We start from the raw sequence: 13542 nt of genomic DNA on the forward strand, positions 1-13542 counted from the left end.
AACCCTCATGAAAAAAATAGCCATGATAATGACCCTGTTTGCCGGCGTTACCTTACTTACCGCCTGCCACGACAACCCGCTTAAGCAACTGCCTAAGCATCAGCAAATCGAGTCCTTACTCACCGCCTCGCGTGCCGCAGAAAAGGCACTGCAGGTGTTTAGCGCACCCGGTGGCGGTTTTTACTTAAGCTGCATGGGCAGTAACGACCAGCACGCTTTATCCTGCGAGGCCTTCTTTGCCGAAATGCTGAAAGCCACACGACTCATACCCAATTTAAAAGGACTCACTCTTGCGCAACTCACCGATCCCAGCCTCTTTGCAGACATTGCCATCGATTACCAAAACGTGTTTTTTAACAGCGTGGAAGGGTAGCGCATGGACACGCCCACTTATTCTACTGTCATTTTAAAACTGACCAATCACATCGATGTGCTGACGAAAGACTTTGTCTTTAAAGGCTATCAAGCGCTGGCTCAAGCACTCGCCAAACCCATTGGCAGCCTTTGCATCCTGCTGATTATCTTGATGGGCTTTGGTATTTTGCGCGGCCTCATCAAAAACCCCATGGAAGAATTCCAGAAAAACTTAATCCGCATCGGGTTGGTTTACATGCTGGCAATGAATTGGGGTGTTTTTTCTGCCTACGTAGTCACACTTTTTATCAACAGCGCTGGTGAAATTGGCGCGCTCATCATGAATGCCGCCCCGACTAAATTGCCAGCGATAAGCGGCGGTAGCAGCGTCAATCACGGCCTGCAATCGGTGTTCATCGAAGTGGTTCGCGTCGGCGCCTGGACTTGGGATAAGGCCTCGTTTAAACACTGGGGGCCAATTTTTACTGCCACCCTCATTTACCTCTCAGGCTTTGCGGTGGTGGGCTTTGCCCTGTTTGAAATCGTCATTGCCAAATTGATGCTGTCCATTTGCCTGTGTACTGCGCCGCTGTTTATCCCTTTTACCCTGTTTGATAAAACGCGCGGCTTTTTTGACCGCTGGTTAGGCACGCTGGCTGGTTTTTCTTTCGTGTTGATTTTTGTCTCGACTGTGGTGGGCTTTGCCTTGCATTTAATCCATTGGGCGATAGGCGGGCATTATGAAACGCATGGAGCGAACGTCACCGCGGTGGATTGGATTCCCTTAGCGATGGTCGCAGGCTTTTGCGTCATGGCTATTCTGGAAGTCACCGCCATTGCCAAAAGCATCGGGAGCGCCTGCTCTACGGCCAATGGTTCGGCCATGGTTGGTGGCTTCATCGGTGGCTTTTTAGGCTCCGGCCGCTTCACCCATCAGTTAAGCCAGAAGGCAAGGCTTTTAGGTCAAGCCTTAACCCCTGACAGCGCCCGCACCAATGTGCAGACGCTTAGAGGCACACCCCACAACCCGCCTACCCCCTTCAAAGGAGCAGTGAAATGAGTCAGAACCATTATCCCTCTTATTTTAAAGAAGCGAAACGCTGGGCGGATGATAACTTTGCCCGCATCACGGTGTCACGCCAACGTTACCAGACGGCATTTTTAGCAAGCATGGGCTTAAATTTTTTGTCTATCGTAGCGGTAATGGTCTTGGCCAATTGCCAGACTTTAATCCCACTGATGGTGCACCATTACGAGAACGGCTTAACCACGGTTGAGCCCTTAACGCAAAGTAACGCCCCGATTAATCGCGCTCAGGTCGAAAGTGATTTGGTGCGCTACATCACCAATCGCGAAAGCTTTGATGTCAGCACCTACAGGAGCCAATTTGATTTAGTTAGCGTGCTCTCCAATACGGCCGTTAATAATGAGTACTTAAAAGAGCAGGCCAAATCCAATAAAGACGCCCCGATTAATCGCTTAAACGTCAATGTCTCACGCAACGTGAAAATCGCGAGCATTCATTTCTTAGACAACCTGTTAAGCAATGGCCGCGACATCCACCAAGACCACAACAATGTCGCGGAAGTAGCCTTTACCGTCACCGACACCGACAAGCAAAGTGGGCATGCCGAGGTGAGTCATTACAACGTGCTCATTGCCTGGCAGTACTTAAAACCGTCCAGTAACCCCGAGGTGCGCTGGAAAAACTGGGATGGCTTCCAGGTGATTCGCTACAGCAAACAAATTCAGGTGACGGAGAAGCAGGCATGAAACGTTTTATCCTCTTATTGATGCTTATGAGTGCTGGCTTACATGCGCAACAAATCCCCACCGGCTACCGTGAAGACGCACGCGTGAAACACGTGCCCTTTAGTGAGCATGACGTGGTGAAAATTGAGGCCGCCACCTTTACCACCACCCACATCGTCTTTGGTGAAAAGGAGGTGATCTTAGACATTGAGGGTGGCGATACAGCCGGCTGGATGGTCACCCATCACCGCCGCTTAAGCCACATGCTGTTTTTAAAACCCACCGTATTAAACAGTAACACCAACCTCACGGTGGTGACCAATAAGCACACTTATTATTTTCAGGCGGTAAGCCAGCCAAAACTTAATGTACCCGCCCAGCAAAAAACCTATGCGGTGGTGTTTACTTATCCTGAGGAAGAACAAGCCAAACGCGTTGCTCTTTTACAGGCAGCGGCGAAAGCCAAAGCGGTGAAGAACCCGCCTAAAAAAACCTACAACACCCATTACCGGTTCAGCGGTAACCCGCAAATCGTTCCACTCCATGTCTATGACGATGGTCGCTTTACCTATTTTGATTTGCGTGCCAATCAAGCGGTGCCGGCGATTTTTGCGGTTGATGGCAAGGACGGTAAAGAGGCCATGGTTAACACCCGCCGTCAGGGCAATGTGCTGGTGGTGCATCGCCTAGCCCCGCAATTTACCTTGCGTCACGGCGGCTTAGTCGCCTCGGTATTTAATACGCTTGAAATTGCCAAAATCAAACAAGGTCGGAGATAAGCATGAGTGAGAATCAAGACAACCCCGTAGGAAATGTGTCGCAAGTGACTCCTAAAAAAAGCAATCGCCGGTATTTAACTCGCAATAACCTCTATCTGCTGGCCGGCATGGTCTTCATCGTGCTGGTGATGTGGTTGACCCCGGGTGCGGAGAAAGAACTGCAAACGGCCGAAGAAACCCCCAACAACGGCAAGGAGTTAACCCTGTCACAGAACTTAGCGCTGCTTGAGCGCATGAAAGCCTCCTTGCAGCAAAAGACCAATGCGCAGGAACAAGAGGCTGAGAATCCACCGATGCTTCGCAGCAAAACGCCGTTAAGCAAAGACTTAGTGGCGCGCATGAATGCACCGACCACCTTTTTTAATGAGGAGGAAGGCAGCAGTACCAGTTCCCCTGCGGCCAACAACCCCGCGCAAGGGGGTTTATTAACCGGCAACAGCAACAACGCGCAGTTTGTGAATCAACAAAACGACATCACCACCGCCACGGCGAAAAAGCTGCCGCATCCGCGCTTCACCGTACCAGCCGGTGAAATGATTCCAGCGACCTTAGAAACCGCCATTCATTCCGAATTGCCGGGCATGGTGCGTGCCATTACCAGCCGCGATGTCTATTCACTGGAAGGCGAAAACCGTTTAATTCCCCGCGGGTCGACCTTAGTCGGGCAATTTAATGCCAGTGTGGCAGACGGTCAAAGCCGCATTTTAGTGGTCTGGAATCGCGTGCAGTTAGCCAATGGCGTGATTGTCACTTTAAACAGTCCGGGCACTGACAGCATTGGCCGTGCCGGACAGGAAGCCGATTACATCAATCGCCATTTCTTTGAACGCTTTGGCACCAGTGCGATGCTATCCGTTTTAGGTGCCTACACTGCTACCAGCGGCGTCAATGGCCAAGACCAATACAACTCGCAATCGCAATACCGCATGGCCATTGCCGGCAGCCTGCAACAAGCCTCCGGGCAAACGCTGCAAAACGACATGATGATTCGCCCCACTTTACAGATTAATCAAGGTGCGCAGATTCAAGTGTTTGTCGCCCATGATTTGGATTTTTACCGGGTCGGAGCCAGTCATGACGCCTAAGGAAGCCCTGCACTTTGCCCCAGGCTCTGAGGGTTTACTGGCTCCCTTAAAACCCTGGCTTGATAATCCGGCGGTGTCTGAGATTCTCATTAATCAACCCGGTGAGGTGTTTATCGAGGCGCACGGCGAAATGACGCCTCATCCACTGCCAATACTCACACAGCGTCATTTAAAGCATTTGTTCACCCTGCTCGCCAATGAGAACCAGCAGGTTTTAAATGACGCCTCGCCCATGCTCTCAGGCAATTTACCCGATGGCTCACGCGTGCAATTAGTCATTCCTCCGGCAGCGAAACATTACACCTTATCCATTCGCCGCCAGTCGATTGTCGCACGCACCTTAACTGACTATGCCGCGAGCGGCTTTTATCAGCAAGCGAAACCCTTTTATTTAGATTGCGACCGAGCGAGTTTACAGAGTGCGAACGATAAAGTCTTACTGTCTTTGTATCACCAAAAGCGCTGGGATGAGTTTATTGCCGAGGCAGTGCTTCAAAAGAAAAACATCGTCATCGCCGGGGAAACCTCCTCCGGTAAAACCACGTTTTTAGATGCCTGCTGCAACCACATTCCTTTGCATGAGCGCATCATTACCCTGGAAGACACCTACGAGGTGGTTACGCCGCATCGCAATCAAGTAAGCCTGTTAGCACCAAAGCGCCGCGAAGGAAAAAAGGGCTTCACCATGCAGGAGTTGGTGCAGTGCTCGCTGCGCCTTCGTCCTGATCGCCTCATCATGGGTGAAATTCGTGGTCGGGAAATTTTGGATTTTTTAAGCGCCTGCGCCACCGGGCATGCGGGGTCAATTACCAGCATTCATGCCAGTAACCCGCGTGTGGCTTTTATGCGCATGACTCAGCTTTACAAGTTCAATAACGTGCCCTCCATGCGCGATGACGACATTCTCCGCGAACTGCATGAAATCATTGATATCATCGTGCAGGTGCAACGCACTCCGCAGGGACGCATGGCAACTTGGGTTTATTTTAAAGACGCAGACACGTATTCGGGAGAAGACCATTGAACCTCATGAAAGGGTTAAGCGTTTTTGTCTTGGTTTTAGAACTCATTAATCTCACTGCCTTGCGCTTAACCGGCTTGCCGCAATGGCCAACACCGTTAAGCGGGATTACGCTCTGGCAGCATGGGTTTGGCATGGAATTGCTCATAGCCTTCCTGTTAGTTGGCGTACCGCTGGTTATTATTGTCGGCTTTCGCCAGACTGGCTTTTGCCTTTACTTAAGTGGCTTAGCCGGTGGGGTGTGGGTCGCCGTTGTGGCCATGGTGGTGGCGGGTCTTGCGTTGTTTGCCTGGTATGAAGACGTGTCCTTTCGCAGTTACAGCGAATTATGGTTATTCATTCACAGCGAGGAAGCAGCATTATTGCATTTTCAATGGAGCATGGCCGCCTCGATAGGCTTGTTTTTGCTGGCGTTCGCAGCTATGGCTTTTGAGCGGTTCAGACCGGCCAGTAAAGCGCTCGGTAATGCCCACTTTGCCAACGGCTTTGAGATTAAAAAAGCCGGTTTTTTTAATCGGGAAGCAGAAAGCATTGTCATCGGCAAAAAATGGGATGCGCCGCTGTATGCCAACGGCTTTGAGCACGTGCTGGTGTTTGCGCCGTCTGGTAGTGGGAAGACCCGAAGCATTGCCATTCCTAACTTGTTGCATTACCCCTATTCGGTGGTGTGCAATGACGTGAAACTCACTCTTTATGAAACCACCGCCGGCTTTCGGAAAAGCGTGCTGGGGCATGCCTGTTATTGCTTTGCACCGGCACACCCCGAAGGCCGCACCCATCGCTTCAATCCTCTGTCAGCCATCTCCAGCGACAAAATGAAGCGCATGACCGACATTCAGCGCATTGGTCATATTTTAATGCCGGATAACAGCAAAGACCCCATCTGGACACAGGCCAGCCGCAAATTGTTTAAAACGCTGGTGCTCTATCTTTTGGATGCCAACGACCGCCCGGTGACCTTAGGCGAAATCAACCGCTTAGTAAAACAGCAGAACTTTGATGCCTGGCTGCAGGAGCAGCTCGATACCACCGACCACTTTGACCCGGAGTTTTATCGCAACGGTTATTCCTACATCAACAACCATGACAAAACCCGCAGCTCGATTTTAGAAACGTTTTCTGGTTACTTTGAGTTGTTTGACGACCCGCGCATCGATGCCGCCACCAGTACCAGCAATTTTGATTTTCGTGATTTACGGCGCAAGAAAATGACCATCTATGTCGGCTTTAGCGATGACGACATGGAGCGGCTAGCGCCTTTATTAACTCTGTTTTGGCAACAATTGATTTCAGCGATGATTCGTGAAATTCCTAATCCCAAAGAAGAACCGTATCCCTTGCTCTGCCTGATTGATGAGTTTTCATCGTTAGGCCGCATTGAACGGCTTCGCCGCTCCTTAAAACTCCTTCGCGAATACCGCGTGCGCTGCGTGCTGATGTTTCAATACATCGCCCAGACCTTTGAAAAATACAGCCATGACGAGGCACGCGCCTTTACCAACATCAAAACCAAAATCGCTTTTGCCACCGAAGACATTCAGGATGCGGAATTCATCAGCAAAATGTTGGGCACCCGCACCAAACGGGTGATGTCGCGCTCGGTATCCGATCAGCATCATGGCATCAGTGACAGCAAAACGGTGAGCTATCAGGCTATTCCCTTAATGCGCCCCGATGAACTAATGAAAATGCCGGCGCACGTGAACCTTATTCTGCGCTCAGGTTCTTCACCCATCAAGGCGCGGCAGGCGGTCTGGTATGAAAACCCGGACATGAATGATTCAGTATTGCCGCCACCACCGGTACCGAAACAAACCATCAAAGCCTCGCCCTTTATCAGGGCAGAAACCATTGAATCATTAGACTAAAGGATGTTTCCCATGAAAAAATTAATCGCTTCAATTACTTGGGTGATAATTATCTATCAGAATGGGATAAAAAAGCTTTGCTAGAAAAAATTAATGAAAAATTACAATAAATGACTTGAAAAAATTTGAACTGGGTGGTGGTTCAAACTTGATTATGGTAATTTTTTATTCGGCCAGCATCTTGAATAGACTTAAAATGAATTCAATTTATAATTTAGGCGAATTACTCTGTATACTTTTAATCGATTTACTTAAGTCATCGTAACCATAGCCAATAAAAGGATCGTCATCTATAAGCCCTGTTTCCTCTACTGCCTCTTCAAAAGGTATATCAGCACTTATTCCACCCCTGGCATCATTTGTCCATGCATCATGCGTATAGCTCGAATAATAGCCCAGTTTTCTATTTGAACGAGGTGGGGTATCAGTGGAATTCCTTATTTTTGCCTCTTTAAGAGCATTTTCTATTTTAGATAAGATTTCAATAAATTTTTGCCCATCAAAATCAGGATTTGCACAGTTAAAAAAGACAAATTCTCGTCCTTTCATGGTTTTTTTATTTTGACATTCATCAGCGTATTTTTTGTACATGACTTTGAATGAGCCTAGATTATGATCTAAAGCAATTTTTGCAATAATAGGCAATGCTTTGATTATGTCATTCTGATGAATAGATAAATTTATTTTCCAGTCAGATTTATTTAGATTAACCCCTATAAGGTTAGATCTATTATACACTACCCATTGATTGGAAAATGTAGACATAGAAAAATTCATAAATGATTTCGAACTGGACCCCGAGTCGGATTGAACTTTTTCATAATAAGCTACAACGCTATTTTCATCCCCCCCTTGAGACTATTGTGTGTAGCAGGACCCTCATTTGAATCTTTACTTGATATTGAAAAAAAAGTTAGAAACGTTTCTATGAAAGAGGGTTTACCCAGCCCCGGCTTTCTAGTTTGAGAATTTGACTGTAAATCATGCCGTCCTTCCATCAGATCTTCGCGATGCCTAATCAGTGTAAAAAATAGTTTCTTTTGTGTATCATTCAATTGACTCAATACTGTCTCTTCAAAAGTTTTGCTTGGCATCCTTTTAAAAAGCTGATAAAAATAAATGTCAAAGCTAGCAATTGCTTTTCCTTTATCTTTTTCATACATAATGCCCAGATAGTCAAGTTCAATATTTAGCATAAACGCTAAGGTTTTCAGCGTTTCCTTTCTAGAGCCCTCTACCATGTAAGAGTTATGATTTAATAACTTTATGGCCTGATTGCCTTCAATATATCTTGCCTCCTCTCGATTCCCATCACTAAAAATCTCATCCCCGAATAGCTCTAGAATTTTTTTTTGCTGGGATTGGGTAATGGTTATCTTTGATATTAAATCCCGATTATCCCACTGATCAAGATAGTATAGATTTCCCTCATCCGTATAGACATAGGCGGGGAGATATTTATCTGCTGCAAGATTCTGTATTACATTTCGATTATTTGAATTTGAACTAAGCTGTAATTCTGCCTCTTTACGAATTAATATTGGAGTCTTATCATTGTATCTTATCAGATTATAAAACACATCCCTGCTATGGTATCCCGATAGTTTTTTCAGCATAAACTCAGCTTGCTCAAACGCATCGTCTTTTGCGCTTTTATCATATCCAAATTTATCAGATATTTCTTCTAACTGCTTACGAACTACAGACTCCTGAATTGGATTGCCAAAAGCGACAGGGCCTAATCTTAAATCTGGTGTAGAAAATTTTCTAAAGAATTTTCTTCTTTCGCCTTTGTTGCTCAGATTACTCAATAAAATACTCATAGCGCTAGGTATATTACCACGTTCAAATTGAGATTGACTTAGCTTAGAATCAAGTGGAAATGACAAAATGGGTCGTTTATCAAAAGTAAATAGGTATTTCGATTTAATGTCTTCATCCGAAGTGCAAACTAGAGTCAAAAACTCATTTCTCAAGTTTAGAATTGCTCTCAGAACGTGACTCGGTAAAGGATTACTCTGTGAATTAAAGTTGTCTCCTATCTTATAAATATCAAATATTGCCAAAAAAATACGTTCGATAAGTTCTAATTTTTCATTGACCATCTTCTTATCTTGCAATATTTCATTCAGATTTAAGTCTCTATTTTCCTTGATAAAAGAGAGGCCAGGTATGCTTTCTAAATGTTTTTCAAATAGCCTTTTTTCATCGGCTTCTAATACTGTTTTAGAGCGCTCATCAATTAATCTTCTTTTTCTGATTACAAGTTTTTTTTCATTGTCAGATGCTTTTTCTATTTGCAGGTAATCTTTATGCGCTTGACAAAATTTTCCAGCATCGAGATCGAACTGTTTTGATTCTTCTAAATTCTTCTTCATTTCATCGTACGACTGGCCCATCGAAATCATTCGTGTAGGCATATCCTTGACCTTAATCCAGCCAACTTTCCCCATGTTGCGAAGTGTGGCCTCTCTGTCTGAAAAGCCCACACTTACACTTGCTTTCGTTTTCTTTTTTAGGCTTTCATCCTCCTCATATTTTTCGGGTATAAAGTCGAATACATGGTCATACTTAGCCAATTCTTTTAAAGCAAGAATGCTAAATACCGAGCAATTCATTTCGTCTTTTTGAATGCCTGCCTGACATGATTTTATTTCAAATTTTACCTTGTTTTTTTCCAGATTTTCGATTAGCAAATCGATTGCTTCAAGCTGGCTCTCATCCTTGGATGAATCGAAACAGAATATATTTAGATTGCCGCCTCTATTTTCAACATCGAATGCAATTGCGTGATTATTGTTGCCATGGTAATACACAAACTGTTTTCTTTGTCCTGGTTTAAGTTCCCTCATTTTTTTTGCTAACTTATAAACTGTTCCTCGAGGAGCGTAATCCTTTGTTGTTATTTCCTCAAGAGGAATAGGGATTCCAATTGCTTTCCTTATGCGGTTTAGCCCCGCTAATAACGCTCTTGTTAATTCCGGGGTCACTGTAATAGATCGTATTTTTTCTTTTTTGCTTCTTAGCTCGATGTAGTTTGTTATTGCAAAATCTTCAAGAACCAACTTTGGAAGTTGTTTCTTTTTCTGTTTTAATTCAATGTATTCATCTAAAAATTTTTTAACTTCAAATTTTAGGCCTTCTGGGAAATTATCTTCACCAGTCATTTTGTATTTGCATGCAAGCTGTTCTATTTTGTATTTTAAAAAGGACTTATAATTAAGCCAGTAAGCGAGACTGTCCTCCTCAGTCGCTAGATTCTTGGAATAAGGAATCTTCAAAGGTAGTTTCCCGTTATAACTGGATAGTACGAGCTTGGCAATTTGCATTGAAGATAATGAAGGTTTTGCCTGCATCGATTCAAATTTAGTTTGCATTTGTAAACATCTCCAATAATAGCCAACAGACTAAGTAGTTTGAGGTTGTCATTTGTAATAATAGAAATGGATTGATTGAATATCAATTAAAATGCTCTCTTTATTACCATTAAGTTGGGATTGATAAAAAATGACAGGCTAAGAATGCCGTTAAATAAGACGCGTGACTATTTTTTATAAGGAAATGTGTCAACTTGGTCAGTATGTGGTGGTGAATTATGGCTACCTTTGCCAATCAGGGCTGCCGACAAGGATGAGAGGAACGTTGTATTAGCATTGCTACTTTTGATTTTATAGGAGCGTAAGGAAGAAATGTACGATGGTAAGAAAGGTACGTAACCGATGGGCAAAAAAAGACTCATCTACATAGGGACGATTATTGGAAAAATAAAGAGTCCTAGCCCTGGGTGCTACCTGATTTGAAAGCGCAAGGGCTTGGATAAAGCTAAAATTGAATGTCGGTAACCACTCAATGGGACTCTGACGCAGCCATGAAATATACTCCAATTCCCTCCAACAGTATTGCTCATTTCTTCTTCTGGAGCCGCCTTGCCTGCTCCGGTTTGTTTTGGAGCTGACAATATTTAACCATCGCTAAATCCTAACCTTTGATAGAGATTCCTCCAGTATCAGTTGTGAGAAAGTTCTACCTCAGACATAAGTTATTTTGTGACATTACTATAAGCGAGGGTGCGCTGCTTTATGGCTACCGTCAATTTCGTAAATTAAATGTTAAAAATGGCAAATATGAGAAAAATTTGTTTTTTTATTGGTCTTTCAAGCCCATAATTAATTCTCGCCGATGTGCTTATTGTACACGAGTAGACTGTCATATGAATTGCTGGAAATAATTATGTCTAATTATAAAATTTTAGTAAAATGGTTAGAAAATAGCTCAATAGAGTCTCTTGAAAACGACTTGAAATTTATTAAAAAAGTACTATCAAGTATTCAATCATTAATTACCAACTCTGTATCCATGACGCCACTTGAATTTGCAAATAAATTGCATTATAAACTTGAATTAATGGCGAAATTTTATAAAGAGAAAAGCGAAATTGACGAATTAAATAAAACGCTCAGCAAATATACTAAGCAACTAGAAAATCTATTGCCAGAGGCACAAAAAAAAGCTGAGCTTATACTTGAAGTATATTTGCATGTGGAAAAAAGGAAATATTATGATTTTGAGCATATTTTTAATCATGGTAAAGCAGTTTTTGAAAAGGTTCCCGACTGGATCGTACCTGATCTCAAGAAGGACGATTCTAAAGTGCACAGCTCCAAGGAGGAATTAACCGAGGACCCTCATTTTAAATTAAGGAAGGGGGGGTTTTATACGGCCACATCTACTTTCCTTTCTTATTTTACAGAAGCATCCCAAGCCTACATGAAGCATTGGGCAGTCTTGGAAGGTAAGCTACCATATTTCGAAGATTTGATTAAAAAATACCCATCCAACCAGTTTGCAAGCATCTTTAAACAGGATAAAAAAGATATTGTTAATCTAATTATGAAGGGTGAGTATAATTTCCATAGCGAACTTGGAAGCTTATTGTTTGGTCGTATTCTCTATGAATCTCCTGGGTGGGGTAAAAATGAAAGAATGCAAGTTTATCGTATGCACCTCATGAATGAATCTGAGACACAATTTATTGCAGAAGAATTTAAATATGAAATAATGAAAATTAGCCTTTTTTCTACTTTGGCAAAAGAGTCTGGTAAAAAAGCAATTGCATGGATTGGTACTTCCCGCAGCGTAATGGCAAAAGTCAATCAAAATCCTGGAGAGGGTGCTTTTCTTAATTGTGACGATGACAAATGGTCTCCACAACTTAATCGTGCCTGGCTTATTTCTTTACTGATGCTAGATTATCAAATTCAAATGGTTGAGCCTCAGTTCCCTACAATGGAAAAAGCAATCTTGTCTGGAGACTTATTTAAGTATATCGAATGCCTTCTTTCCGAGATACGTAAGTATGACGGTTCGACTAATGAGAGCCTTCATAAAAATGATTCAATGTACAATGGTGGGATAGAGCCAACTGCAACAATGCAAGAATTATTATTTCTGCTTAGTATGGGTTGCCGATCGTTTAAAGATAGCCAAGGCTTGATTTGTCTTGTTACGCCTGGGATTAAAGAAGAGCCAACATTAACTAAGAAAAATGAAGTTAGTGGTTATATGTTGCAACGCACCCATTCTTTCAGTGAGTTTGGACGAATCGCATCTAATCCAGTTGCAGCAGGAGCATTTTTTAGGCATCCTGGTGCATCCACTGACCAGCGATGTGGTAAACTGAATGTCGATTCTCCTTCCAGTCTTCTTGAGGATGAAAGTGATCAAAAGTATATGGTTTCCTGATTTGGACAAAAACCTCTTTTAACGATAGGAGTATTAGCAGTGTGATGCATTAGGATGGTCTGATCTTATGAATACTTACCATAAATACATCAAATACATACATCTTTTAGTTGATCAATCTTGGTCGCTCCATCTTGGTTGACTGGTATGACGTTGTCAAGTAATCGAGTCTGTCCGGAATTCTGTGTAACTAGCCGTCCTGTTATGTGGTAACTCTATCGCCGAATTCGATTATGAAGCGATTCATAGCTGGTTTCCAGTTATGAATCGGCATGGTCCACTTTTGAGAAATTCGTTCAATTGCCAAATAGAGCAATTTAAAAACGGCTTCATCAGAAGGAAACATGCGTTTGTTTTTTATTACTTTCCGTAAGGTCATATTCAATGACTCAATCGCATTGGTGGTATAAATCGCCCGTCGAATATCCGCCGGATAATCAAACAAAGGAATGACCCGTTCCCAATCCCTGCGCCAGGAGATGCTGATAGACGGATACTGGTCATCCCATTTGGCAGAGAAAGCATCCAGTGCCATTTCAGCCTCAATGAGCGTATTTGCACTGTAGATGCTTTTTAAATCAGCGGCAAGTATTTTGCGGTCTTTCCAGCTCACATAAGACAGGGATTGGCGGATTTTATGGACAATACAAAGCTGAACTTTGGCGTAAGGGTAGACCGTTTCGATGGCTTCCGGGAAACCAGTCAAGCCGTCAACACAGGCAATAAATATCTCATCCAGACCTCTGTTTTTTAAATCAGTCAGCACATTAAGCCAGAATTTTGCGCCCTCATTTTGGCTAATCCACATGCCAAGTAACTCTTTTTGCCCTCCGGTATTTACGCCCAGTGCCAAATACACCGCTTTATTAGTAATGCCTTTATCCGTCTTTACCTTGACCACCAGACAATCCAGATAAACAATGGGAAAGCAGCTATCCAGA

The 13542-nt window shown here is 43.6% G+C and carries 11 protein-coding genes; 8 read left to right on the forward strand and 3 right to left on the reverse strand.

The genetic code is table 11. From position 1 onward, the window contains the following. The first annotated feature begins 7 nt into the window (after nt 1-7). From Lery_RS04280 to Lery_RS04310, 7 genes are read left to right on the forward strand one after another with little or no spacing between them, the layout of a single operon-like run. Complete coding sequence (locus Lery_RS04280; RefSeq protein ID WP_058526020.1) at nt 8-373, forward strand: hypothetical protein; 366 nt, start codon at nt 8-10, stop codon at nt 371-373. A 3-nt stretch (nt 374-376) separates the two neighbouring features. Next, nucleotides 377-1414 carry a TrbL/VirB6 family protein gene (locus tag Lery_RS04285; RefSeq protein ID WP_058526021.1) on the forward strand — a complete coding sequence of 346 codons (1038 nt, stop codon included), beginning with the start codon at nt 377-379 and terminating at the stop codon, nt 1412-1414. Beyond that, the gene (locus Lery_RS04290; RefSeq protein ID WP_058526022.1) at nt 1411-2127 is read left to right on the forward strand and encodes a VirB8 family type IV secretion system protein; all 717 of its coding nucleotides are present in this window, start codon (nt 1411-1413) and stop codon (nt 2125-2127) included. The genes Lery_RS04285 and Lery_RS04290 overlap by 4 nt, the downstream gene beginning before the upstream one ends. After that, entirely contained in the window at nt 2124-2885 is a 762-nt protein-coding gene (virB9, locus tag Lery_RS04295; RefSeq protein ID WP_058526023.1) for a P-type conjugative transfer protein VirB9, read from the forward strand. Before Lery_RS04290 ends, virB9 begins: the two co-directional genes overlap by 4 nt. A 2-nt stretch (nt 2886-2887) precedes the next feature. Then, complete coding sequence (locus Lery_RS04300; RefSeq protein WP_058526024.1) at nt 2888-3970, forward strand: TraB/TrbI/VirB10 family type IV secretion system protein; 1083 nt, start codon at nt 2888-2890, stop codon at nt 3968-3970. Next, nucleotides 3960-4994: a P-type DNA transfer ATPase VirB11 gene (gene virB11, locus Lery_RS04305; RefSeq protein WP_058526025.1), complete on the forward strand. Its 1035-nt coding sequence runs from the start codon at nt 3960-3962 to the stop codon at nt 4992-4994. Before Lery_RS04300 ends, virB11 begins: the two co-directional genes overlap by 11 nt. A gap of 5 nt (nt 4995-4999) precedes the next feature. Further along, on the forward strand, nt 5000-6859 hold the full coding sequence (locus Lery_RS04310; protein ID WP_058526026.1) for a type IV secretory system conjugative DNA transfer family protein: 1860 nt from the start codon (nt 5000-5002) through the stop codon (nt 6857-6859). A 207-nt stretch (nt 6860-7066) separates the two neighbouring features. Here Lery_RS04310 and Lery_RS04315 read toward each other — a convergent pair whose 3' ends face one another. Both Lery_RS04315 and Lery_RS04320 read right to left on the reverse strand, forming a co-directional pair. Then, a complete protein-coding gene (locus Lery_RS04315) occupies nt 7067-7624 on the reverse strand; it encodes a hypothetical protein (protein ID WP_058526027.1) in 558 nt (185 codons plus the stop codon). Between the two features lie 62 nt (nt 7625-7686). After that, a complete protein-coding gene (locus Lery_RS04320) occupies nt 7687-10236 on the reverse strand; it encodes a YopJ family acetyltransferase (RefSeq protein WP_058526028.1) in 2550 nt (849 codons plus the stop codon). An 853-nt stretch (nt 10237-11089) separates the two neighbouring features. On the opposite strand from Lery_RS04320, the gene Lery_RS04325 reads away from it, so the two are divergent. Further along, nucleotides 11090-12601 carry a hypothetical protein gene (locus Lery_RS04325; protein ID WP_058526029.1) on the forward strand — a complete coding sequence of 504 codons (1512 nt, stop codon included), beginning with the start codon at nt 11090-11092 and terminating at the stop codon, nt 12599-12601. A gap of 202 nt (nt 12602-12803) precedes the next feature. Here the strand turns inward: Lery_RS04325 and Lery_RS15510 are convergent. Next, on the reverse strand, nt 12804-13542 hold a 739-nt coding region (locus Lery_RS15510), incomplete at its 5' end, for an IS256 family transposase (protein WP_193392299.1).

It is taken from the genome of Legionella erythra (assembly GCF_001467615.1).
Taxonomy (GTDB): Bacteria; Pseudomonadota; Gammaproteobacteria; order Legionellales; family Legionellaceae; genus Legionella_C; species Legionella_C erythra.

Bases quoted from the DNA above. Each gene is read 5' to 3' on its own strand.
- Lery_RS04300 (WP_058526024.1), top strand. From the start codon at position 2,888: ATGAGTGAGAATCAAGACAACCCCGTAGGAAATGTGTCGCAAGTGACT.
- Lery_RS04285 (WP_058526021.1), top strand. From the start codon at position 377: ATGGACACGCCCACTTATTCTACTGTCATTTTAAAACTGACCAATCAC.
- Lery_RS04320 (WP_058526028.1), bottom strand. From the start codon at position 10,236: ATGCAAACTAAATTTGAATCGATGCAGGCAAAACCTTCATTATCTTCA.
- Lery_RS04315 (WP_058526027.1), bottom strand. From the start codon at position 7,624: ATGTCTACATTTTCCAATCAATGGGTAGTGTATAATAGATCTAACCTT.
- Lery_RS04310 (WP_058526026.1), top strand. From the start codon at position 5,000: ATGAAAGGGTTAAGCGTTTTTGTCTTGGTTTTAGAACTCATTAATCTC.
- virB11 (WP_058526025.1), top strand. From the start codon at position 3,960: ATGACGCCTAAGGAAGCCCTGCACTTTGCCCCAGGCTCTGAGGGTTTA.
- virB9 (WP_058526023.1), top strand. From the start codon at position 2,124: ATGAAACGTTTTATCCTCTTATTGATGCTTATGAGTGCTGGCTTACAT.
- Lery_RS04280 (WP_058526020.1), top strand. From the start codon at position 8: ATGAAAAAAATAGCCATGATAATGACCCTGTTTGCCGGCGTTACCTTA.
- Lery_RS04325 (WP_058526029.1), top strand. From the start codon at position 11,090: ATGTCTAATTATAAAATTTTAGTAAAATGGTTAGAAAATAGCTCAATA.
- Lery_RS04290 (WP_058526022.1), top strand. From the start codon at position 1,411: ATGAGTCAGAACCATTATCCCTCTTATTTTAAAGAAGCGAAACGCTGG.